Source organism: Bradyrhizobium sp. USDA3010, assembly GCF_056429065.1.
The window spans coordinates 1-22964 of sequence record NZ_JBWJZD010000030.1 but is presented as its reverse complement, the minus strand read 5'-3'; the positions used below and the strand labels follow the sequence as shown (position 1 = coordinate 22964).

Annotated in this window: 23 protein-coding genes; 2 read left to right on the top strand and 21 right to left on the bottom strand. The window is 65.4% G+C overall.

The features are described from left to right. Positions 1 to 31: 31 nt before the first annotated feature. The 10 genes from AC066Y_RS33010 to AC066Y_RS32965 form a co-directional block, all read right to left on the bottom strand. The gene (locus AC066Y_RS33010; RefSeq protein ID WP_478277527.1) at positions 32 to 1528 is read right to left on the bottom strand and encodes an AMP nucleosidase; all 1497 of its coding nucleotides are present in this window, start codon (positions 1526 to 1528) and stop codon (positions 32 to 34) included. A 108-nt stretch (positions 1529 to 1636) separates the two neighbouring features. Then, on the bottom strand, positions 1637 to 1987 hold the full coding sequence (locus tag AC066Y_RS33005; protein WP_478277526.1) for a DUF779 domain-containing protein: 351 nt from the start codon (positions 1985 to 1987) through the stop codon (positions 1637 to 1639). Positions 1988 to 2072: 85 nt separating this feature from the next. Further along, the gene (adh, locus tag AC066Y_RS33000; RefSeq protein WP_478277525.1) at positions 2073 to 3590 is read right to left on the bottom strand and encodes an aldehyde dehydrogenase; all 1518 of its coding nucleotides are present in this window, start codon (positions 3588 to 3590) and stop codon (positions 2073 to 2075) included. 403 nt (positions 3591 to 3993) lie between these two features. Continuing rightward, positions 3994 to 4971: a GAF domain-containing protein gene (locus AC066Y_RS32995; RefSeq protein ID WP_478277524.1), complete on the bottom strand. Its 978-nt coding sequence runs from the start codon at positions 4969 to 4971 to the stop codon at positions 3994 to 3996. Between the two features lie 191 nt (positions 4972 to 5162). Next, complete coding sequence (locus AC066Y_RS32990; protein WP_478277523.1) at positions 5163 to 6290, bottom strand: DUF2778 domain-containing protein; 1128 nt, start codon at positions 6288 to 6290, stop codon at positions 5163 to 5165. Positions 6291 to 6716: 426 nt separating this feature from the next. Then, positions 6717 to 7412 carry a DUF899 family protein gene (locus AC066Y_RS32985; protein ID WP_478277522.1) on the bottom strand — a complete coding sequence of 232 codons (696 nt, stop codon included), beginning with the start codon at positions 7410 to 7412 and terminating at the stop codon, positions 6717 to 6719. Positions 7413 to 7491: 79 nt separating this feature from the next. After that, positions 7492 to 8994, bottom strand: a complete 1503-nt coding sequence (locus tag AC066Y_RS32980; RefSeq protein WP_478277521.1) for a glycosyltransferase family 39 protein — start codon at positions 8992 to 8994, stop codon at positions 7492 to 7494. Positions 8995 to 9001: 7 nt separating this feature from the next. Further along, positions 9002 to 10135, bottom strand: coding sequence for a glycosyltransferase (locus AC066Y_RS32975; protein ID WP_478277520.1), 1134 nt, complete (start codon positions 10133 to 10135; stop codon positions 9002 to 9004). 245 nt (positions 10136 to 10380) lie between these two features. Further along, entirely contained in the window at positions 10381 to 10584 is a 204-nt protein-coding gene (locus tag AC066Y_RS32970) for a hypothetical protein (RefSeq protein ID WP_176530371.1), read from the bottom strand. A 67-nt stretch (positions 10585 to 10651) separates the two neighbouring features. Then, a complete protein-coding gene (locus AC066Y_RS32965) occupies positions 10652 to 11023 on the bottom strand; it encodes a hypothetical protein (RefSeq protein ID WP_478277519.1) in 372 nt (123 codons plus the stop codon). Positions 11024 to 11164: 141 nt separating this feature from the next. Between AC066Y_RS32965 and AC066Y_RS32960 the strand changes: the two genes are divergently transcribed. Together AC066Y_RS32960 and AC066Y_RS32955 are read left to right on the top strand one after the other, a co-directional pair. Beyond that, the gene (locus AC066Y_RS32960; RefSeq protein ID WP_478277518.1) at positions 11165 to 11992 is read left to right on the top strand and encodes a DUF72 domain-containing protein; all 828 of its coding nucleotides are present in this window, start codon (positions 11165 to 11167) and stop codon (positions 11990 to 11992) included. Positions 11993 to 12002: 10 nt separating this feature from the next. Beyond that, positions 12003 to 12464: a DUF488 domain-containing protein gene (locus AC066Y_RS32955; protein WP_478277517.1), complete on the top strand. Its 462-nt coding sequence runs from the start codon at positions 12003 to 12005 to the stop codon at positions 12462 to 12464. Here the strand turns inward: AC066Y_RS32955 and AC066Y_RS32950 are convergent. The 11 genes from AC066Y_RS32950 to AC066Y_RS32900 all read right to left on the bottom strand — a co-directional run bounded on the left by AC066Y_RS32950 (position 12461) and on the right by AC066Y_RS32900 (position 22603). Next, complete coding sequence (locus tag AC066Y_RS32950; protein WP_478277516.1) at positions 12461 to 13381, bottom strand: PhzF family phenazine biosynthesis protein; 921 nt, start codon at positions 13379 to 13381, stop codon at positions 12461 to 12463. The genes AC066Y_RS32955 and AC066Y_RS32950 overlap by 4 nt on opposite strands. Positions 13382 to 13525: 144 nt before the next feature. Beyond that, complete coding sequence (locus tag AC066Y_RS32945) at positions 13526 to 14425, bottom strand: amidohydrolase family protein (protein ID WP_478277515.1); 900 nt, start codon at positions 14423 to 14425, stop codon at positions 13526 to 13528. 15 nt (positions 14426 to 14440) lie between these two features. Continuing rightward, positions 14441 to 15685 carry an MFS transporter gene (locus AC066Y_RS32940; protein WP_478277514.1) on the bottom strand — a complete coding sequence of 415 codons (1245 nt, stop codon included), beginning with the start codon at positions 15683 to 15685 and terminating at the stop codon, positions 14441 to 14443. A gap of 45 nt (positions 15686 to 15730) precedes the next feature. Continuing rightward, complete coding sequence (locus AC066Y_RS32935) at positions 15731 to 16459, bottom strand: GntR family transcriptional regulator (protein WP_478277513.1); 729 nt, start codon at positions 16457 to 16459, stop codon at positions 15731 to 15733. 72 nt (positions 16460 to 16531) lie between these two features. Continuing rightward, a complete protein-coding gene (locus AC066Y_RS32930) occupies positions 16532 to 17845 on the bottom strand; it encodes an adenylate/guanylate cyclase domain-containing protein (RefSeq protein ID WP_478277512.1) in 1314 nt (437 codons plus the stop codon). Between the two features lie 111 nt (positions 17846 to 17956). Further along, positions 17957 to 19120 carry an ABC transporter permease gene (locus AC066Y_RS32925; protein WP_478277511.1) on the bottom strand — a complete coding sequence of 388 codons (1164 nt, stop codon included), beginning with the start codon at positions 19118 to 19120 and terminating at the stop codon, positions 17957 to 17959. A 6-nt stretch (positions 19121 to 19126) separates the two neighbouring features. After that, on the bottom strand, positions 19127 to 20083 hold the full coding sequence (locus AC066Y_RS32920; RefSeq protein ID WP_478277510.1) for an ABC transporter ATP-binding protein: 957 nt from the start codon (positions 20081 to 20083) through the stop codon (positions 19127 to 19129). Further along, positions 20080 to 20865 (bottom strand): HlyD family secretion protein, encoded by a 786-nt coding sequence (locus AC066Y_RS32915; protein ID WP_478277509.1) that lies wholly within the window; start codon positions 20863 to 20865, stop codon positions 20080 to 20082. Before AC066Y_RS32915 ends, AC066Y_RS32920 begins: the two co-directional genes overlap by 4 nt. Next, entirely contained in the window at positions 20862 to 21575 is a 714-nt protein-coding gene (locus tag AC066Y_RS32910; protein ID WP_478277508.1) for a TetR/AcrR family transcriptional regulator, read from the bottom strand. Before AC066Y_RS32910 ends, AC066Y_RS32915 begins: the two co-directional genes overlap by 4 nt. Before the next feature lie 233 nt (positions 21576 to 21808). Next, positions 21809 to 22219, bottom strand: coding sequence for a DUF2000 family protein (locus AC066Y_RS32905; protein ID WP_478277507.1), 411 nt, complete (start codon positions 22217 to 22219; stop codon positions 21809 to 21811). Positions 22220 to 22252: 33 nt separating this feature from the next. After that, positions 22253 to 22603: a DUF4189 domain-containing protein gene (locus AC066Y_RS32900; protein WP_375781184.1), complete on the bottom strand. Its 351-nt coding sequence runs from the start codon at positions 22601 to 22603 to the stop codon at positions 22253 to 22255. Between the last annotated feature and the right edge of the window lie 361 nt (positions 22604 to 22964).

The window sequence follows — 22964 nt, the reverse complement described above, 5'->3', positions numbered from 1 at the left end:
GAGGGCTTACGAGCGCATCGACCGTGATCGGCTACTGAAACGCGACTTCGGCAAAGCTCCTCAGCTTGCGCGAATGCAGCCGTTCGGATTCCTGCTGCTTGAGCCGCTCCAGCGCCTTCAGGCCGATCTGAAGGTGCTGGCCGACGCGCTGGCGATAGAATTCGCTCGCCATACCCGCCAGCTTGATCTCGCCGTGCAGCGGCTTGTCCGAGACGCACAGTAGCGTGCCGTAGGGCACGCGGAACCGATAGCCGTTGGCGGCGATCGTCGCCGATTCCATGTCGAGCGCGATGGAGCGCGATTGCGACATCCGCCGGATCACCTGCGGCCCGCTGATTTCCCAATTGCGGTTGTCGACGCTGGCGACCGTGCCGGTGCGCATCAGGCGCTTGAGCTCGAAGCCGGTGAGCCCGGTCACCTCCCCGACCGCCTCCTCGAGCGCGACCTGCATCTCCGCAAGCGCAGGGATCGGCACCCAGAGCGGCAGCTCGTGATCGAGCACGTGATCCTCACGGACATAGCCATGGGCCAGCACATAGTCGCCGAGCCGCTGCGTGTTGCGCAGTCCGGCGCAATGCCCGATCATCAGCCAGGCATGCGGCCGCAGCACCGCAACGTGATCGGTGATGTTGCGGGCGTTCGATGGACCGATCCCGATATTGATCAGGGTGATGCCGCGATAGCCGGGCTCGACGAGATGAAACGCCGGCATCTGCGGGACGCGATCCGATGCCGTCCCGCTCACGCCTCCGCCTGCCAGCGCGTTGCGCGTGATCACATTGCCGGGCGCGACGAACGCCTCGAGGCCTTCCTCACCTGATGCGAGACGCTGCAGGCTCGATTGCGCGAAGGCGTCGACATAGAACTGGTAGTTGGTGAAGATCACGAAATTCTGGAAGTGCTCGGGATCGGTGCCGGTGTAGTGATAGAGCCGGCGCAGCGAGTAATCGACGCGCGCGGCACGGAACAGGGCCAGCGGCTCCGGCGTGCCCGGCGTCAGTTCAAACGTGCCGTCGGCGATCGCGTCGTCCATCGCCGCAAGGTCCGGCGTATCGAACACGTCGCGCAGCGACCTTGTGAAGGCCGAACTGTCGGCGATAGTCAGCGCCGCCTCGATATTGATGTCGCGCCGGTAGGCGAAATGGATCGGAATCGGCTCATTGGACTCGCCGATCTCGACCGCCACGCCATGGTTCTTGATCAGGAGCCCGATCTGCTCGGTGAGATAGGTCCGGAAAATGTCCGGCCGCGTGATGCTGGTCTCGTGGACACCGGGTCCCGCGACAAAACCGTAGGCGAGACGGGAATCGAGCCGGGCATGCGACGAGGTCGTGATGCGGACGAACGGGTAATGCGCGCGCACCCGCGTCGTGCACGGCACCCCGTTGACATAGGCCTCGAAGCGACTGCGCAGGAATCCGGTGTTGCGCTCGTAGATCTCTTCGAGACGGGCAACCGCCGCGCCAGCATCGACGAACGCTTCGGTCGTGATCGGCGGCGGAGTTTCGATGGGGGGTGTCGGAGACATGTTCGCTTTGCACCGGATCCGTTGCCGAGCTTGGACTCGCCCTGGATCAGCGCAGTATAGCGACAATGGCCTCCAGTTCCAGATCGACGCCGATCGCGCCGAAACGCCCTATCCTGTCTGGCGCGGCGGCAGCGCACAGAGTTCGGACCGGGTCAGGAACCGGTGTTCGCGGCCATTGTCGAGCGAGAACATGCCGCCACGGCCGGGCACGACGTCGATGATCAGATCGGTGTGCTTCCAGACGTCGTATTGCGAGCTGCTGATATAGAACGGCGCCCCGCCGATCTCGCCGAGCTTGACGTCATAATCGCCGATCAGGAAGTCGCCTTGCGGATAGCACATCGGCGACGAACCGTCGCAGCAGCCGCCGGACTGGTGAAACAGCACCGGCCCATGATCGGCGACGATCTCGGCAATCAGCTCCAGCGCAGCCGGCGTCGCGGTCACCTTGTCAGCCATCTCGGCCTCCGTCATGGAGCTTCGGCGGGACACCCCGCCGAAGCCTGTGGTCTTCATCCCCCTGAACGCGGGGGCGGCCGGAATATCAGAAGAAGCCGAGCTTCTTCGGGCTGTAGCTCACCAGCATGTTCTTGGTCTGCTGGTAGTGGTCGAGCATCATCTTGTGGTTCTCGCGGCCGACACCGGACTGCTTGTAGCCGCCGAACGCCGCATGCGCCGGATAGGCGTGGTAGCAGTTGGTCCAGACCCGGCCGGCCTGGATGGCCCGGCCGAACCGGTAGCAGCGATTGACGTCGCGGCTCCAGATGCCGGCACCGAGGCCGTAGAGCGTGTCGTTGGCGATCGAGAGCGCGTCTTCGTCATTCTTGAAGGTGGTCACGGACACCACGGGCCCGAAGATCTCCTCCTGGAAGATGCGCATCTTGTTGTGGCCCTTGAACACGGTCGGCTTGACATAGTAGCCGCCCGAGAGCCCGCCGCCGAGATTGTTGCGCTCGCCGCCGGCGAGCACCTCGGCGCCTTCCTTCTTGCCGATGTCGATGTAGGAGAGGATCTTCTCGAGCTGCTCGGAGGACGCCTGCGCGCCGATCATCGTGGTCGGATCGAGCGGGCTGCCCTGGGTGATCGCTTCGACGCGCTTCAGCGCGCGCTCCATGAAGCGGTCATAGATCGATTCGTGGATCAGCGCGCGGCTCGGGCAAGTGCAAACCTCACCCTGGTTGAGCGCGAACATCACGAAGCCTTCGACGGCCTTGTCGAAGAAATCGTCGTCCTCGGCGCAGACATCCTTGAAGAAGATGTTGGGCGATTTGCCGCCGAGTTCGAGCGTCACCGGGATCAGGTTCTGCGAGGCATATTGCATGATCAGCCGGCCGGTCGTGGTCTCGCCGGTGAAAGCGATCTTGGCGATCCGGTTCGACGAGGCCAGCGGCTTTCCTGCTTCGAGGCCGAAGCCGTTGACGACGTTCACCACGCCCTTGGGCAAGAGATCGCCGATCAGCTCGAGCCAGACCAGGATCGAGGCCGGGGTCTGCTCGGCCGGCTTGATGACCACGCAGTTGCCGGCGGCGAGCGCGGGCGCAAGCTTCCAGGTCGCCATCAGGATCGGGAAATTCCAGGGAATGATCTGGCCGACCACGCCGAGCGGCTCGTGGAAGTGATAAGCGATCGTGTCGTGGTCGATCTCCGAGATCGAGCCCTCCTGTCCGCGGATCGCGCTAGCGAAGTAACGGAAGTGGTCGATCGCCAGCGGCATGTCGGCGGCCATGGTCTCACGGATCGGCTTGCCGTTGTCCCAGGTCTCGGCGGTGGCGAGATTTTCGAGATTGGCCTCCATCCGGTCGGCGATCCTGTTGAGGATCAACGAGCGTTCGGCGACGCTGGTCTTGCCCCAGGCGTCCTTGGCTGCGTGTGCGGCATCGAGCGCCGCCTCGATATCCGACGCGTCGGAGCGCGGGATCTCGCAGACCGGAAGGCCCGTCACCGGCGAGATGTTCTCAAAATACTTTCCGGAGCGGGGCTCGCGCCATTCGCCGCCGATGAAATTGCCGTAGCGCTTGGCGAACGGCGCCTTGAGCACGGACTGCATGTCAACCTTGTTCATGTGTTCCTCCGTTGGCACGCCGATGCACACGGCGTTGGCCGGGACGCTCGGTCAAATCAGGCGGACAGAACAGGGGCCGCCCCAAGGGCCGCAGGGGAACTGTCGCAAATCTGAGACAGAGTGCGCCGCAAATTGGCACAGATGCGTCAGCGCTCCGGACGCTGGTTTTGAGTTGCGGAAATGCCCTGGAGCATGATGAGATTGCGGTGAGCTGGAACGGCGTCGAAAGTTCACCTCTCCCTTGGGAGAGGTCGATTTGCGCAGCAAATCGGGTGAGGGGTTACGGTCTATCGAGAGAGCAAGAGCCCTCACCCGGATTGCACCGGACGATGCTTCGCATCGCCGAGAGCAATCCAACCTCTCCCCACCGGGGAGAGGTGAGCCGAGACCGCGCCAAGCCGATTCAACCAAAACTCGTCGCGCTTTGGCGATGCAAGCCGAGCTGCTTGAGCTTGCGGTGCAATGTGGCGCGGGACATGTCGAGATCCTTGGCGGCCTTCGACACATTGCCGCCGGCGCGCGCCAGCGCGCGCTGCAACGCTGCACGTTCCGCGGCGGCCAGGCCGCCGTCGTCGCGCGTCTCGCCGATCAGATCGGCCGCCGGCAACGGCCGCGCCAGCGACGCGGCGTTGAGGCCAAGCGCGCGGCGCGCAGCGCGCGTTGCGCCGATCACGAGATCGTCGCGATCGACCGCGAGCAGTGAATTGACGGCGCGCTCGCTACGCGGTGTCAGCAGAATTCGCGCATCGGGAAACGCACGGCGAAAATTCTCGGCTTCGATCGCGCGCGCGGCGTCCGTCACAGTTGTCGCAATCAGCCGGGAAAATCCGTCGGTCAGGTCAGCCCGGCAGGACGACACATCAAGCGCCGCTGCAAGCTCGCCATGCTCGTCGAAGATCGGCGCGGTGGTGCAGAACAGTCCGGAATTGCGCGTGAAGAAATGTTGCTCGCGGTCGATCGACAGCGGGCGCTTCTCGACGATGCAGGTGCCGATGCCGTTGGTGCCCTCGTACTTCTCGCTCCAGACCGCACCGGTCCAGAGCCCCCAGGCGTCGAACGTCGCATCATCGGCGCCCGCGCCGCGCCGGTCGACGACGACGCCGTCGCGGTCCGCGAGCAGCACCGAACAGCCGACCCCGCCCACGGCAAGGAACAGCCGGTCGAGCGTACTCTGGGCGACTTTCAGGAATTCGCCGAGGCGCTGCTGTGCAGCGGCGATGTCAGCCTGGCCGAGACGATGGGAAGGCAGGCGGCTCGCCGGATCGAGCGCATGCAGATGGCCGGACCGACGCCACGACGCCGACAGATCGGATGGCGCCCCGCCTCCGGCCAGCACGTCGAGAACCTTGTCCGTGTGCATGACGCCTGGCGACCGGCTCATGCTTCCCTCCCCTGCTCCGCGGGTTCTGTGACCCTCGGGAGCGCGGCGCTGTTGGCCCTGGCACCCTTGTATTTTGCAGGATATAGCGCCGCCAGTGGCCGTTCAAGGGATGGGATTGCGACCTTCGGACAGGTACGGGGCTGCATCGCTCGTTCACGCCGTGGGGGCGGCGCCCCCCAGCAGGACGGCGCTTACTGAATCCTCGCCAAGACCGCGAGGCGGCGGATGCCCTTGTTACGATAGGCATCGAGGAAGGCGTAATAGTCCTTGAACGAGACGCAGCCGTTGGAATCGCCGTTCGGGCCGAGCATGAAGGTGTGCGCGAGCAGACCGTCGCGGTTGAAGATCTTGCCCTCGCCGCCGATCGGATTGAGCCGCAGCGCCGGCACGCCGTGGAACAGCGCCTCGCGCGGCTTGAGCTCGTAGATGTGCGGCGGCGTCACGCCGACCATCTTCATATGCGAGGACCTGGGATCGTCGAGCCGGGAGCCGAGGCCGGAATGCGCCTCGAGCCGCGTACCGTCCGGCAAATACACGGTCTTGGCCGAGATGTCGTAGACCGCGGTCTGGCGGTCATAGGGCGGCGAGCCGCCGAGCATCGGGTTCTGGTCCAGCGTCGAGGGGATGCTGCCGGTGACATTGGCGTCGGCGGAAGCGAAGGAGAGCAGCCCGCCGCTCGACTCGCGCTTGCCCCACAGCTTCTCGACCATGGTCTGCCGCTCGCTCGATGCGATCGACAGCACCGCGGCCTTGGCGCGCGCGGCCATGTCACGGACGCTACCGGATTTGGTCGCCTGCTTGGCCTCGGACGCCTTGTCGGCCGTCTTGGGTTCAACCGTCGCAGCGGGATCGTTGAGCGCCACCTTCAGATTGGCGGCGGCTTGCTTCTTGGCGGTTTCGACCGATTTCGGCGCCGGCAACGGCTTCGATGTCTCGGCGAGCTCTGCCGTCGCCACCGCCCTCGCCGCTACGGCGACCTTGGGTTCAGCGGCCTGCTTGATCGGATCGATCTGCGGTGCGGCGTCGGCCACGACGCTGGACGCGACGCCCTCGGGCGCGGCGGCCGCAAACCGATCGTTAAACATAAGTGACGGTGTCGGCGCTTCCGACTTCGCGACCTCGGTCTTTGCGGGCGCTGCCGGCGCGGGCGTCAGGGACGCGAACACCTCGTTGAACGCGGGTGCGGGCCGCGCGGCGACCGCGACGGGCCGCTTCACCACCGGCGCGTCAAACGACGCATTGCCGACTGACGGATAGACGCTCGCCGCAAAGATATTGGCATAGACGGTCCAGGCGCAGCCAAGCACCAGCCCCGCCACCGCGGCGCTGCCGAGGAAATGCTGTGGGAGGATTTTTCGGGAGGAATTCTTGCGGCTTGGCGCCCCAAGAACATACGCACTCGCACTCGTACCCATACGCCCGGCGCTCAAAACAGGTCCACCTTTGTCCCTCACTCGACGCATCGTCGAACGATGTTCGGCTCAACGTCGCGCGGGGGCACAGACGGCCATTAAGGCGACTTTTAGTTAAATGCGACTTAACCGGATGCGATCCCCTGCGGCGCGGGAAGTGCCTGTGGCGTAGGGCTTTTTTAAGATGGCATTGGACCGGCAAAGCGGCTTTTTTGTCCCATGATGGGACATTCCGGCACGCGGCTCCGCCGCCGCATGCCGAGATAAAATCCTAGGGAGAATTTCCTTGCCGACGGCCCCGTAATCGCGCGGGGAGCGAGCAAAATCCATCTCTCAATAGCTCAGCTTCGGATACCAGTCCGCGCCGCGCCCCTCGCGCGTGGTGTCGAGCAGGGTCCAGAGCGGGTCCATGTCCGGCGCGCCGCGCGGGCCCTGGCCGGGGTCGACCGTGCCGGCTCCCATTTCGCCGGCCCAGAAATGCCGGATCACGCCGCTCTGGCGCGTGAAGACATTGTAACCGGGCACGTCGCTGTCATCCTTGCTGACATAGTCGCGCGTGTAATCGCCCGACGCATCCGAATAGACCTTGTGACGCGTCCAGCTGCGCGCCTTCTTCGCCTCGATCAGCCGCGCGATCGGTGAGCGCGCCACGAACACCAACGACAGGCGCTGCTCGATATCGGGCAGCTTCTCCTCCCATGTGGCCATGAACGATGTGCACATCGGACACGGCTTCTCGCGCTGCGGGCCGAACATGTAGCTGTAGATGATGAGCGTCTGCTTGTTGCCGAACAGATCGGCGAGCGAGGCCGCGCCGGACTCGCCAATGAACTCATAGGGCCTGGTCACCTCGCCGCCCGGCGGCAAGGCGCGGCGCAGCTCGGCGACGCGCGCGATGTGCCGGCGCAGCTCGATCTCCTCGATGAGCAGCGCCTGGCGCGCCCGACGATATTCGGCGCTCTCATTGGGAAAGCGCCTGTTATTGGTGTTGGCAAGTTCAGCTGCGGGCTTGAGGGCGGAACTGGACATGGTTGGAACCTCGCGTGGTTGACGGGCTCCTTGGAAGACGAGCCGGAACCGGACGATCCGACATGCGCCGGTGACAGTTTTATTGCAGTTCCGGCGGCGGCGACCGGTCGAAGACCTCGCCCTTTGCGCCGTCCAGCAGATCGAGCGCGTACGTCTCGATCACCAGCGGCCCGCGCATGCGCTTGGCCTCGGCCACCGTTTCGACATGGGCGAAATTGTCGCGCACCGAAGCCGGCATCGCCTGCTCGACCTCATGCACATACAGCAGCTTGCCGGACAGCTGCGCCGGGCTCGGCTCAGGCATGTTGACCCAGCGAATGCGCTGGCCTTGTTGCGCGACGCAGGTGCCCTCGGGGAGATAGAAGGCAAGCCAGCCGGTGGTGCCGTAGTCCGGCGACAGCACGCAGCTCGCGCCGGACCGCGCGCGCACCGCCTCGATCTCGCCCGCGAGCTCCTGCCAGCCGACGCCGACGCTGCGCACGGTGGCGTCGCGGCGGTAGCCCGAGAGCATGCCGGTGTTGGCCTGCACGATCAGCAGCGCGAACAGCACGACGCCCGTGGGCGCGGCCCAGCGGCGGCAGAAATCGATCGTGCGCTGCTCGCGCGGCGCCCATTGCACCTGGATCGCCGCGACCGCAGCCGCTACCGCAAAGGCCGGATAGACCGGCGCGAACCAGTTGGCCTCGACCCGCGCATGCAGCGCATGCCAGGTGAAGTACACCACGATGGTCCAGAACATCGTGTTGACCAGCACGCGCGCCGGCATCGCGCCGGCGCGGCGCCGGGAGAGCGCGTAGAGGCCCATCACACCGAGGATGAAGACCAATGGCGTCGCGAACGCAAACTGCGTCGGGATCAGCTCGGCAATGTAGTTCGGCCGGAAGTCCTCGATCCGGGCGCGGCCCATCTGCTTGATGAACGACACCCAGTGGTGATCGGCATTCCAGAGGATGACCGGCGCAAACAAGCCGGCCGCAACCAGGCCGCCGAGATAGAGCCAAGGCGAGAGATACCAGCGCCGCAGCTTCGGCACCATCGCAAGCCAGATCAGGATCGCGGGTCCAAAGAACAGCGCCGTGTATTTCGACAGCAGCGCCAGGCCTGCGCTGACGCCGACCGCAAGCCACCAGGCGCCGCGGCCGCTCTCCAGCACCTTTGCGAGCGAATACAGCAGGAAGCTCGCCGCAACCAGCAGCGGCGCATCCGGCGTCACGATCAGCGTGCCGACGGCGGCCATCAGCGTGACATTGAGCAGGATGGTTGCGCTGGCGGCGATACGCTGGCCGCCGAACAGGATCTCGGCCGCCCGGTAGATCGCCCAGCTCATCGGCAACGCGAGCAGGATCGACACCAGCCGCACGCCGAACGGCGTGTCGCCCGCGGTCATGGTGCCGAGCCGGATCACGACCGCCACCATCGGCGGATGGTCGTAATAGCCGCCGGCGAGCGCCTTCGACCACATCCAGTAATAGGCTTCGTCGAAGGTCAGCGGCGTCCATGCGGCGGCGGCCAGCCGCAACACGACGAGCGCGCACACCGCAAGAGCGGTGTTCCGGGCCAGCCGCGCCTCGTTCGCGTTCATGCCACCGTCATCGCTTGCGCCAGACGAACAGCCCGGACATCGCGTAGTTCCACACCACGCCCATCAGCGCGCCGGCCGCGCCCGCAAGCCACCAGATCGGCTCCTGGTCGTAGACCGAGAACGCGACGCCGACATTGGCAAGCAGGCCGACGCTGCAGACCAGATAGAACAGCAGCAGGCCGCGCAGGATGCCAAAGCCCTTCAGCCGCTGGTCGCGATAGGTCAGGAAATTGTTGAGGATGAAGTTGCTGGTCATGGCGACGATCGCACCGGCGGCCTGGGCCTCCGGGAATGGCGCCTTGAACAGCTCCAGCGCGATGAACAGCACGCTGAGATGCACCAGCAGGCCGAGCCCGCCGACCGCTGCGAACAGAATGAAGCGCAGCGAGATCACGTCGTTGGTCAGCTTCGCCAGCACCAGACCAAGGAAGTCGAGCGCGACCATCGAGTCAAGCTTGCTCTCGCCATGCTGGCGGGCACCGAATGTGTAGGGAATCTCGACCGCGCGCAGCTTGCCCTCCGCCGTCGCAACGACGTCGAGCAGGATCTTGAAGCCCTGGGTCGACAGCTGCGGCGCGAGCTGCTCGAAACGGTCGCGGCGGATCATGAAGAAGCCGCTCATGGGATCGGCGATCTCGACCTTCAACGAGCGGCGCGCGATCTCGGTGGCAAAGGCGCTGGCGCCGGCGCGCTGCTTGTTGAAGCCTTCGGTCTTGTAGCCCTCGATATAGCGGCTGCCGACCACGAGTTCGGCCTCGCCGTTCTGCAGCAGCGCGACCATCTTCGGGAGCTGGGTCTCGTCATGCTGGAGGTCGGCATCCATGACCGCGGCATAGGGCGCGCTCGACGCCAGGATGCCCTCGATGCAGGCGCCCGACAGGCCGCGCCGGCCGATCCGGCGGATACAGCGCACGCGGGAATCCTTCCGCGCCAGGGCGCGCACCACGTCCCAGGTACCGTCGGGCGAATTGTCATCGACGAAGATGACCTCCCAGGACACGTCCTTCAGGGTCGCGTCGAGCCGGCGGTACAGCACCGTGACATTGTCGCGTTCGTTGAAGGTCGGGACGACCACCGAAAGCTGCGGCAAACTTGCTGCCTGCGAGGAGGTTTCGGGGGCGAGCTTGATGGCGTCATTCATGAGCGCAGCGTATAGCCGCAGCCTCCCCCGCTGCCAAGGCGGGTCGGCCCAAACGCCGTCTCGGAAAGCGGGAAAACGGGGCAAAATACCCCCGAAAATGCCAACGACCACGAACAAGGGGCGCGCGTACATCCGGCGCAGCCAAACAATGTCGTGGTCGTCCCGGCGCCGGAGCCCCTAAGCTGCAACGTCGCCGTTGGAGGCTAGATGGGAAGGCCCCAGGCGGTCCGCAAGGGGCGGTGGCGCTAGTTGTTGGGGACTTCCCGGATCACCGGGCCGCGTGGCACCGGGGCCGCCGGCGCGGCTTCGGTGGCGGGAGCCGCCTGCACGGCTGCGGGCTGGGTCGGGTTACGCAGCTGGCTCGGCGACGGCCCGTAGATGAACGCCGCCGCCAGCGCGACGGCTGCGACCACTGCGCCCAAGAAGCCTGCCGTCGATTGTGATCTCATGCCGATCATCCCCTTGCCTGCGCGGATTGATATCAAAAATCGGCCGGCCGCAACAGGATTCGGGAACCTATTTCGCCGCGGCTCTGCGCCGGGTGAAGGCGGTCACGATGTCCTTCTGCGCCAGCTCGATCGCGCGGTTGGCCGTCGTCAGATTGGCGTCGGCATCCTGCTTCGGAAACTGCAGCGACAGGAAGTCGATCAGCGACACCCGGAAGTTCTGCCGCTCCGAGGGACAGACATTGGCGATCAGCGAGGTGAACTCCTGGTCGGACATCGCCTTGTTGCTGTCGCGGGGATATTCGCGGGCGAGACAATTCCAGTAGGCGTCGCGGCCGGTGATCGCGAGCCTGTGCGCATCGTCGACCTCGTCGGCCATTGCAGCGGACGATATGGCAGCGGAGGACGTGATCAGAAGGGCGGCCGCAACCAGCATGCGCATGTGTTGTTCTCCATCTTGGCGCATCGTAGCGAAGAGCGAGAGCGACGATAAGCACCGCCGCGCCAATCTGGCAAACTGGCCAATCACGATTATTTTGACTACTCTCGATCCCTGTTCCCCCTCCTCGCGATGAGTGCAGTCGTGGCCAAAGCTCCCACCAAGGCGACCAAGACAGACGCAGGCAAAATCTATATCGGTATCGGCGGCTGGACCTTCGAACCGTGGCGCGGGGTGTTCTATCCCGAGAAGCTCACGCAAGCGAAGGAGCTGTCCTACGCCGCCTCCAAGCTGACCTCGATCGAGATCAACGGCACCTATTACGGCTCGCAGAAGCCGGAGAGCTTTCGCAAATGGGCGAGCGAAGTGCCCGACGGCTTCATCTTCTCGCTGAAGGGGCCGCGCTTCGCCACCAACCGCCGCGTGCTCGCCGAGGCCGGCGATTCGGTGAAGCGGTTCTATGATTCGGGCGTGCTCGAGCTGAAGGACCGGCTCGGGCCGGTGCTCTGGCAGTTTGCGCCGACCAAGAAATTCGACGGCGCCGATTTCGGCAAGTTCCTCGAGTTGTTGCCGCGCAAGCTCGACGGCCGCGCGCTGCGCCATGTCGTCGAAGTGCGTCACGACAGCTTTTGCGTGCCCGAATTCATCGCGCTGCTGCGGCAGTTCGAGGTGCCCGTGGTGTTCGCCGAGCACGGCAAATACCCGGCGATCGCCGATATCGCCAGCGACTTCGTGTATGCGCGGCTGCAGAAGGGCAATGACGAATTGAAGACCTGCTATCCGCCGAAGCAGCTCGACGCCTGGGCCAAGCGGTTTCAGGACTGGGCCGGCGGCAGCGAGCCGGACGATCTGCCGCGGGTCGACAAATCAGCGCCGAAGAAGACGCCACGCGACGTGTTCGCCTACGTGATCCATGAGGGCAAGATCCGCGCGCCCGCGGGCGCGATGGAGCTGATCGAACGGGTGAAGTGAGGGAGAGCCGATGGCGAAGGCATCGAAGCTGTTCACCATCGGCTACGAGCAGACGCCGTCCAAGGCCGTGCTCGATGAGCTCCAGCACGCCGGCGTCAAGCTGCTGGTCGACGTCCGCGCGGTCGCCTCCTCGCGCCGCCCCGGCTTTTCCAAGAGCCAGCTCGCCGCGGGCCTCGACGAGCGCGGCATCGGCTACGTCCACCTCCGCGGCCTCGGCACGCCGAAGAGCGGCCGCGAGGCGGCGCGCAGCGGGCAATATGCGCTGCTGCACAAGATCTATTCGGCACACCTCAAGACGGTGCAGGCCAAGGAGGAGCTCGACGAGCTGTCGGCGCTGGTGAAGAAGTCCGGCCCGGTCTGCATCCTCTGCTACGAGCGCGACCACGAGCATTGTCACCGCCGCTGGATCGCCGAGATCATCGAGGAGCGCGACGGCGTCAAGATCGAGAATCTCGCAGCGCCCCAGGTCTAGCGTCGGCCCTCCCCCGGCACGCTGATCGTTCCCTCCATCATCTTCACGCAGCCGCCGCCGACATGCACCGAGGTGATCGCGCCGCCCTGCTTGCACACCCGCGTCAGCAAGAGACTCGGCCGGCCCATGTCGACGCCCTGCCCGATCCGCAGCCGCAATTCGCCGTCACGCGCGGGATCGATATCGGCGAGCAGCGCCGCGCAGGCCGCAGTCGCACTGCCGGTGGCGGGATCTTCCGACAGGCCGCTGGCGCCCGGATGGAACATGCGCGCCTGCAAATCGAGCGGCCGCTCGCTCGCCGGCGCATCGCGGGTGTAGAAATAAACGACGTCGCGGCCGATCTGGGCCAGCGCCCTGGCGAATGCCGCGGCATCGGGCCGCGCTCGCTTCAGCGCCTCACGCGAGGCGATCTCGACAACCAGGAACGGCAGGCCGACCGAAGCGACCTGCGGCCCGTGCCGATCGGTCTTCACGTCGGCCACTGACAGCGAGAGGCAAGCCGCGGCGTCGGCCGCGCTCACCTCATTCGTCCGTTGCAGCTGCTGCGGCGCCGTCAGTTCGGCACCGATCACCCTGCCGCCATCGGACATGATCTCGACCGGCACCAGACCCGCCTTCTCCTCGAACCTCAGCCGCTCCGGCGTCTTCGCTGCCAGGCTCGCCAGCACGAAGGCGGTGCCGACATTGGGGTGGCCGGCGAACGGAATTTCCGAGCGCACCGTGAAAATGCGAACCTGGGCGTCGTTGGCCTTGTCCTGCGGCGGCAGCACGAAGGTCGTCTCGGAATAGTTGAACTCGGTCGCGATCGCCTGCATCTGCGTGCTCGACAACCCCTCGGCATCGAGCACCACGGCGAGCGGGTTGCCGCCGAAGGCGCGGTCGGTGAAAACGTCGACGGTGATATAGCGGCGCTGCATCTTGCGTGTCCTTGTGCCGGTCATTCCGAAGGCGTCATCGTAGCACAGCGGCAATGACGCCCTTCAGAGCACTCGGTACAATCGCGCTCCTTGTTTGAGCATGATCTCCTCGGAAAACCGCTTCGCACTTTTCCGGATCATGCTTTAGAAGCGAAACAGCTCGCGCGGCGATGCGAGCACGCGGGCGCGCTCATCGGCATCGGTGACAAGCTCGTCGAGGAATTTGCGATTCTTCCCGTAGCTCTGCGTCGCCTCGAATTGCGTGTGCGGCCAGTCGCTGCCCCACAGCAGCCGGTCGACGCCGAAAGCCGTGCGCAGCAGTGGATAGGCCTGCTTCGCGAACGCCTCACCGGCCGCGCCGTTGCGATAGGGCGCGGAAATCTTGACCCAGACATTTCGCGTCGCGCCCAGCTTGAGGACCGACTGGAATCCGGGATCGTCGATGCCGAGCTTCGGATCGGGCAAGGCGAAGTGATCGAGCACGACTTTCACGCCCTGGTCGAGCAGCGTTGGCGCAAGCGTCGCGAGATCGCCGGCGTTGCGCTGGATCTCGACCTGCCAGTCGAGCGTCCTGATCTGTGCCAGCAGCGCCGTCCACTCCGGCGACGTCAGATCGGGCAGCTTCTGGCCGACCAGATTGAGACGGATGCCCGCGACGCCGGCGCGATCGAGCGCGCGTAGCTCGTCGGCTGCAACAGCAACGTCGACCACGGCGATGCCGCGCAGGCGGCCATTGGTCGCCTTCAGGCATTCGGCAAGATAGGAATTGTCGGTGCCGAGAAAGCTCGGCTGCACCAACACGCCGTTGGTGATGCCGTTCTGGTCGAGCTGCTGCAGATAGAGCGCGAGCGGCGCGTCATAGTCCGGCGCGTAGCGTCGGCCGGGCGCGAGCTTTAGCCCGCGATGGAAGACGTGGGCGTGGGTATCGATCGCGAGTTTCGGCACTTCAGCCCTCACTTTGCTCGCCAATCCGCCCGCCGACAGCGCGGCAACCACTCCCGCGGCAAACCGGCGCCGCGTCAACCCATGTTGGTACGATGTCATGATCATTCCTCATCATCACGCGCGCGTGGCGGCAGCCTGCTCGAAAACCTTGCCGCGGGTTTCCGGCAGCATCAGCACCGCGACCAGCACCAGCGAATAGGCGAACGCCGCGTCGATCCCGATCGCCGCACCGAGGCCGATGTGATCGCTGAGGTAGCCGACCAGGAAGGGAAACGCCGCGGAGACGATGCGGCCGAAATTGTAGCAGAAGCCGACGCCGGTGCCGCGCACGCCCGCCGGATAGAGCTCGCTGAACAGCGCCGCCATGCTGGCGGGAATGCCCGCCGAGAAAAAGCCCAGCGGAAAGCCGAGCACCAGCATCTGCGAATTGGAGAGCGGCGCGAAGATGTAGACCAGCACCGTCACGACGCAGGCGGCGGCGAACAGCGTGACGTTGGCGCGCCGCCCGATCCGGTCGCTGATGATCCCCGACACCACACAGCCGCAGAAGAAGGCGACGATGATCACGGCGAGATAGGCGCTGGAGCCGAGCACCGAGAGATGCCGCACCTCGCGCAGGAAGGTCGGCAGGAATGTCGTCAGCGCCGCATAGCCGCCATGGGCGCCGATGCCGAACAGGCCTCCGATCAAGGTCGAGCGCAGCACGTCGCGGTGAAAAATTCCGGCGAGCGTCGCAAAGAACGGCGGCTCGGCCTCGCGCGCTGCAGCGCGCGGCGGCTCCTTCAACCCGCGGCGGATATACAGGATCAAGAGCGCCGGGATCAGGCCGACGGCGAACAGGATACGCCAGGCGATGTCGGCGGGCGCAGTGGTGAAGACCAGGGCCGAGAGCAGCACGGCAGCGCCCCAGCCGACCGCCCAGGCGCTCTGCACGGCGCCGAGCGCCTTGCCGCGATGCTCGGCGCGAATGATCTCGGCCATCAGCACCGCACCGCAGGCCCATTCGGCGCCGAAGCCGATACCCTGGATCGCCTTCAGGATCACGAGCTGGCTGTAGTTCATCGCGAAGGCCGAGGCGAAGGTCGCGAGCGCAAAGGTCGCCACCGTGATCTGCAGCGCCTGCACCCGGCCGAAACGGTCGCCGAGCGCGCCGCCAAGCCAGCCGCCGAACGCGCCGAAGAACAGCGTGACCGAGCCGAGCAACCCTGCATCGGCCTTGCTGATCCCGAATGCCGTGATCAGCGCCGGAATGGCGAGGCTGAACATCTGGACGTCGAGCGCATCTAACCCCCAGCCGCCAAAACTTGCCCAGAAGGTACGCCGTTCGAGCGGCGAGCATTCGCTGTACCAGTTTGCCATTTCTTCTCCCTGTGAATTCTTATGTTGTTGTGTTTGGTTGCCGCGCTATCTGATCTCGGCGTGGTAGCGGAAGCGATCCGCCGGCCCGCGCGAGCGGCGCCATTCGATCGGCCGCCGCTCCAGATCGAAGGCCAGGCGCTCGATCACGATCAGCGGCGCGTTGGCCTCCAATCGCAGCAGGCGCGATTGCATCTCGGTCGCGATCTCGACGGTGAGGATTTCATCGGCGGAGACCACGACCTGGCCGCAGCGATCCTCGTAGAGCGGATACAGCAAGTCGCCGAACTCGGAGGTCGCGAGCGCGAGCAGCGCCTCGAAGCGCGACCTCTCGAGCCAGATCTCCTCGGCGAGCAGCGGCACGTCGTCGATCAGCCGCAGGCGCGACAGGCTGATGACGGGCTCGCCGACGGTGATGCGCAGCGCCGAGGCGACAGCCGAGGTCGCCGGCATCGCCTTGCGCCGCAGGATACGGCTTTGCGGCACGCGGCGCTCGCCGCTCTCCGACTGGAAGCGGAAGAAGCGGAACAGCGACGAATTGAACCGCGCGCGGCGCACGAAGGTGCCGCGGCCCTGCTGGCGCTCCAGCACGCCGTCGCTGACGAGCTGATCGATCGCCTTGCGCACGGTGCCGATCGCGACGCCGTAATGCGCGCCGAGCTCGGCCTCCGAGGGGATCAGGTCCCCGGGACGCCATTCATTGCGGTTGATGCGCGCCGCGAGGTCGTCGCGAAGACGCTGGTAGCGCGGGAGGCGGTCGTCGAGGGCTGAATTCATATAGTCATCTATATGAATATACGAGGTCGCGTCAATCGCTACTTTATTACCTCAAATCTGGATGGCTGCGGCCTACCCCAATTGCCAGACCGGCACCGGGTGCTCGTAACCCCGCACCGGAATCTCGCCGCGCGACACGGCTTCCGGGCACGCGTCGCCGAGCGCCTCGCGTACCGCGGAGGAGATCAGGAATTGCGAGCCGAGCTCCTTGTTGAGCGCTTCGAGCCGCGCGGCAAAGTTCACGGTGTCGCCGATCACCGTGTATTCCTTGCGCCGCGGCGAGCCGACGTTGCCGGCGACGACCTCGCCGATATGGATGCCAATCCCGATGCGCAGCGGCCAGCTCGACGACGCATTGGTGCGCTCGTTGGCGGCCAGCATCTCGCGCGCGGCGGCGACTGCCTGATGCGCGGCGTCGCCGGCTTCGAACGGCGCGCCGAACAGCGCGAGAAAGCCATCACCGAGAAACTTGTTCACGATGCCGCCATGGCGATCGAGGATATCGACCAGCACGGCAAAGGCGCCGTCGAGCCGATCCACCACCTCCTGCGGCGAGCGCGAGCGCGCGCCCGCGGTGAAGCTGCGGAAATCGACGAACATCACGGCGACGCGGCGGATGTCGCTCGCGGTGGTGGCGCCCTCCGCCATCAGGCGTTCGACCACCTGCGGCGAGACGTGCTGGCCGAACAGATTGGTGATGCGGTCGCGTGCGGTGGCAGCCGCAATGCTGGCCGCGAACTGTCGCCGCAGCTGCAGGCCGACCGCGCCGGCGAGCACGCCGCAGATCAGGATGATCGTGCTGCGCGCGGCATGATAATAAATGCCTTGATCGGCCGCGACGCCATCAGCCGCGTGGAAGAACACCGCCATGTAGAACAGCTCGGTCGCGGCGACGACGCCGGTGAAGGTCGAGAGCCAGAAATCGAGCCGCAGCGTCGAGAGAATGATGAACACGAAATAGATCAGCGGAGCCACGAAGCCGAGCGCCTCCTGGCGGCCCATGCTGTCGATATGCAGCGCCAGCACGACGGTCGGCAGCGAGGTCTCGACCAGCACGCCGATGTAGCGCCGGATCACCGGCAGGTCGCGGCCGTTGCGCCTGTACCAGCTGATCGCACCATGCACCCAGATCTCGAACAGGATCAGCGGAACGGTGACATAGAAGATGTAGGCGGGGTCGAGGTTGCCGTGCCAGACCCGGCTGACCGCCTCGGGCGCGAACAGATACACCAGGAGGCTGATCGCGCCCAGCACGATGGCGGTGCCGATCAGCACCTTGATGCGGAGCAGCTCGGTGGTCATCACCTCGCGCATCAAAGCGTGGTTGAAATCGGCGGATACGGTCGTGCCTGCCGCTGCGCTGTCACTATCCGAAAATTCCGCCATTTCCCCGCCCCGGTCATTCCGGGGCACGAAGCGAACCCGGAATCTCGAAATTCCGGGCTCGCCCCGTCGAGGCGCCCCGGAATGACGATCAACAATCACTCGCATTCTGCCTCAATCGAGCGTGCGGCGGAAGCGCGTCACAGCAATGGTCATGGCGAACAGCATCAGGGCCGCCAGCGCGATGGTGTCGTATTGCAGGTTCGGCATCGCCGCGCCCTTCAGCATGATGGCGCGGACGATGCGGACGAAATGGGTCAGCGGCAGCCCCTCGCCGATATATTGCGCCCAGACTGGCATGCCCGCGAACGGAAACATGAAGCCGGACAGCAGGATGCTCGGCAGGAAGAACATCATCGAGAGCTGCATCGCCTGCAACTGGTTCTGCACGATGGTGGAGAAGGTGTAGCCGATCGACAGATTGGTGGTGATGAACAGCGTGGTGAGTAGCGCCAGCAGCGTCAGGCTGCCGAGCACCGGCACGCCGAACAGCACGATACCGATGGCGATGATCAGCGTGGCCTGGATGAAGCCGACCAGCACATAGGGGATGATCTTGCCGAACATCACCTCGACCGGCTTGATCGGCATCGACAGCAGGCTCTCCATGGTGCCGCGCTCGATCTCGCGCGTCACCGACAGCGCGGTGAAGATCAGCATCGTCATGGTCAGGATGGTCCCGACCAGGCCGGGCACGATGTTGAGGCGCGAATCCGCCGCCGGATTGTAGCGGGCATGGGCGCGGATCTCGAACGGCATGTCCGGGGGATCGCCGATATGCAGATCGTGCGCCAGCGCCGATTGCACCAGCGGCCCGAGCGTGCCGAGCGCGGTGCCCGATGCGACCGGATCGGTGGCATCGGCCGCGACCAGCAGCGCCGGCCTGTCGCCGCGCCGCACCGCGCGCTCGAAGCCACGCGGGATCTCGACCCCGAACAGCACCTTGCCGGATTGCAGGAGCTCGTCGAATTCCTCGACGGTGTGGACCTCTCGGACAAAATGGAAATAGGCGGTGTTCTCCATCGCCTTCAGGATCGAACGCCCGAGATCGGTGTCCTCCTGGGTCAGCACCGCGGTCGGCAGATTGCGTGGCGTGGTGTTGATGGCGTAGCCGAACAGCGTGAGCTGCATCACCGGCAGCATGATGATCATGGCGAACGAGACGCGGTCGCGGCGGAGCTGGATGAACTCCTTGACCAGCATCGCATAGCTGCGCCGCCAGAAGCCGAATGCCGGCTCCCGCTCTTCACCTTTCCGGATCGTATCCGTCGCGCTCATCGGACCCTATCCTTGAAAATTATCTTTGGAGCGTCCCATCAGGTCGATGAAGACGTCTTCGAGCGACGGCTCGCTCGGCTGCCAGTGCCACTTCGAATTGCTACGGTAAGGTGCGATGGCGGCCTCAAGCGCCGCCTTGTCGCGGCCGGAGACATGCAGGCTGGTGCCGAACGGCGCCACCATGTCGACGCCGGGCTTGCCGGTAAGCTCGGCCATCAGCCCGTTGAAGTCTTCGCCCGTCACCGTCCAGGTCGACAGCGCGGAGGCCGCGATCACCTCATCCACCGTGCCGTGGGCCAGCAGGTGGCCGTAGGCGATATAGGCGATCTCATGACAGCGCTCGGCCTCGTCCATGTAATGGGTCGAGACCAGCACGGTGAGGCCTTCGGCGGCGAGCGCGTGGATCTCGTTCCAGAAGTCGCGCCGCGCCTTCGGGTCGACGCCGGCGGTCGGCTCGTCCAGCAGCAGCAATTGCGGATTGGGCAGCGTGCAGGCGCCGAGCGCCAGCCGCTGCTTCCAGCCGCCGGAGAGATTGGCGGCGAGCTGCTCCTCGCGGCCCTTCAATCCGATCCGCGCGATCATGTCGGCCGCGGCGCCGCGCGCGTCCGGCATGCCATAGAGCCGCGCGACGAACTCCAGATTCTCGCGCACCGACAGATCCTGGTAAAGGCTGAAGCGCTGCGTCATGTAGCCGACCTTGCGCTTGATCTTGTCGGCATCGCGCCGGATTTCGTAGCCGAGGCAGGTGCCCTCGCCGCTGTCGGGCGTCAACAGGCCGCACAGGATGCGGATCGTGGTGGTCTTGCCGCTGCCGTTGGGGCCGAGGAAGCCGTAGATCGAGCCGCGCTTGACCTGCATCGACAGGTCGTGAACCACCTCGCGCCCGCCAAACGATTTGGTCAAGCCCTTCACATCGATCGCGATGGAAGCTGCATTGGACTGCGCGCTGGTCGGGCCGTTCATCTGCGCTCCGCCATCGGCGTCTTGGGATTGAGGTAGATGCTGATCGGCTGGCCGACACGCAGCACGTCGGGCCGGCTTGGCCGCGCCTGGATGAGGTAGACAAGCTTGTTGCGCTCATCGAGGCTGTAGATGACGGGCGGCGTATACTCTGCCGTGGTGGCGATGAAATAGATCTTGGCGGTGAGGTCGGCCGCGCAATTGTCGCAGGTCACCCTCACCTCGTCGCCGAGCGCGAGTTTCGGCAGCTCGGTCTCCGGCACGAAGAAGCGCAGCTTCATGTTGCCGGGCGGCATGATCGACAGCACCGGCCGCTGCGCCTGCACCATCTCACCCTCGCGGAAATAGATCTGCTGGATCGCGCCCGCGATCGGTGCAAAGCCCTTGCGGCGGTCGAGCCGCGTCTGCGAGGTGACGACGCGCGCCTCTGCGACGCGCAGCGCCGAGACGGCGGAATCGAGATTAGCCTGGGTGCCGGCGCCGGTGCCGCGCAGCGAGGCCGCGCGGTCATAGCTCTGCTGCGCGTTCGCCAGGGTCGCGTTGTTCTGGTTGAGATCGGCGCGCTGCAGATCGTCGTCGACCGAGTAGAGCAGATCGCCAGGCTTGACCTCGTCGCCCTCGCGCACGTTGAGCTTGATGACGCGGCCGGATTCATCCGGGCTGACGAAGATCATGTCGGCCTCGACCCAGCCCTGGAAGCCGGGGTCCCGCTTCTCCTTGCAGCCGGCGAGCGCCGCGGCCAGCGCGACGGCCGCGATCAGCTTCATCATGCGCGAAGCGGTCATGTCTTCCTCCGTTCGCCAAAGATCAGATCGAGATGCACCTTGAACATCGCGAGCCCGTCGAGCGGCGCGTGCCGGGCAAACAGGCTCTGCCAGATCACCGCGACGATCGCGGGCGCGACGACCAGTTGCGGGAAATCGCCGAGCTCCCGCTGCTTGATCTCGCCGCGCGTGATCGCGAGCTGGACCAGCGCCTTCATGCCGGTCAGGCCCTTCGACACCACCTCGCGGAAATAGAAATCGGCGATCGCCGGGAAGCGTGGCCCTTCGGACACGATCAGGCGGATGATGTCGCCGCGCCGGGTCGCCACGACCTCGCGCATGAAGGTCTCGGCAAACCCCTCCACCGCGTCACGCACGGGGCCGGTGATGGTGGGCAGCGCGGTCAAGCGGCCGATCAGCGGCACCAGCGCGGTGCGGATCAGCTCCTCGAACATCGTCTCCTTGTCCTTGAAGTAGAGATAGAGCGTGCCCTTGGCGACGCCGGCCCGCTTGGCGACGTCGTCGAGCCGCGTCGCGGCAAAGCCGCGGGCGATAAACTCGTCCATCGCCGCCTCGATGATCGCCGCGCGCCGCTCCGCCGATTTCTCGGCGCGGTTCGCAGGCGGCCTCGCCTCAGCCAGCTTGGCCGAGGTCACCTTGGGGATCCTCGCCGAGGCGGCCCGGCTCGCGGTCCGGCGTTTGGCGGGTGGGGTACGGGTCGATGTGTTCATGCGTTCGGTCATCACCAAAATATGACTGACCAGTCAGTCATTGTCAATACGATTAAGGGAGAACTCGCTTGCTTACGAAAGGTTGCTGTTGGCCGGCTTGAGCGCGATCAAAACGCCGCGCCACATTTCGGGATCATGCCGCCTGGTGGAACGGATTCCGGGCTCGACGCTACGCGTCGCTCCCAGATGCGCAATTGCGCATCGGGGAATGACGCCGGAGGGAGCCGGCCCGACTACGTGTGAAACTTCAGCCCGTCGAGGATCTTGTCGACCACCTTGCGCTCGGCGCGGATGGCGAGGCCGACCAGGTTGAGATCGCTCCGTGCCACCGCCCTCACCACCTCGCGATTGGCGGCGTCATGCGTGGTCCTGAACATGTCCTCGGTGTAGAGCGCCGGCCGCACGTCGCGCGCCAGCGCACGTTCCAGCGCGCGCGACAACTGCGCACGGTCGGCGCCGTAGATCAGGATCGGCTGGCCGATCAGGGACAGATACTTCGTCCCCGAGCCGTCCTCGTAATTCTCGCCGATGCATTCAGGGAAGGAAGCTGCGATGCCACCGGCGAGGAACGACGCCACGTTGAGCTTCTGCCAGACTTCCAGGTCGGTGCGGATCACGACCGCGATCTTGGTGTCGAACTGCATGGCGCGAGCTTAGCCGCAGTATGCCGGGCCGGGCTACCCCTTGGCGTCGCAGGCCCAGGCGCGGATCACGCATTCCTTGCCGCCATAGTCGTAGCACTTCTTGGTCGCGGCATTGAGCGAGCTCGAGATCTTCGGCGCCACCGCGTAGCCATGCGCGCCGCAGGGATTCTTCATGTCGATTGCGAGCGCGGCGCAGGCGCGCTTCATGGTCACCGTGGTGCAATCGCCCTTGCACTGCTTCAGCGCCGCGGCGCGCGCCGCGCCTTCCGCCGGATAGTCGTAGGCCTGGCCATACGCCCCGCATTTGCCGACCGCGAACGCGCCGGCCGCGTGAGCCTTGGGGACGAAGGTTTCCACGGAGAAACGCGTGGCACCGAGCAGCAATGTCAGGACGAGAATCGTCAGCGCGCGGCGCTGCGCGGCGGCGGTCGAAATGATCAAGCGGAAATCCCCCAAAGTCCGGCGCGGACTGTACAAAGGGGTCGTTTCCAGATGGTGAATGACGGGTCGAGACGAGTTCTATCCGCTCGTCGTCCCGGCGAAGGCCGGGACCCATTACCACCGCCTTGTGTGATCGAATTCGCTGGGGCCCCCAGCGTCGCACAACAAGTGCATCCTGTGGTTGATGGTGTGGACGGCCCCCTACGGCATCGGTGTGCCAGAATGAGGTTGTCTAGATCTCATACATGGGAGCCGTCCGTGAACCAGATTATCCGCATTGGTATGGATACGTCGAAGTATATTT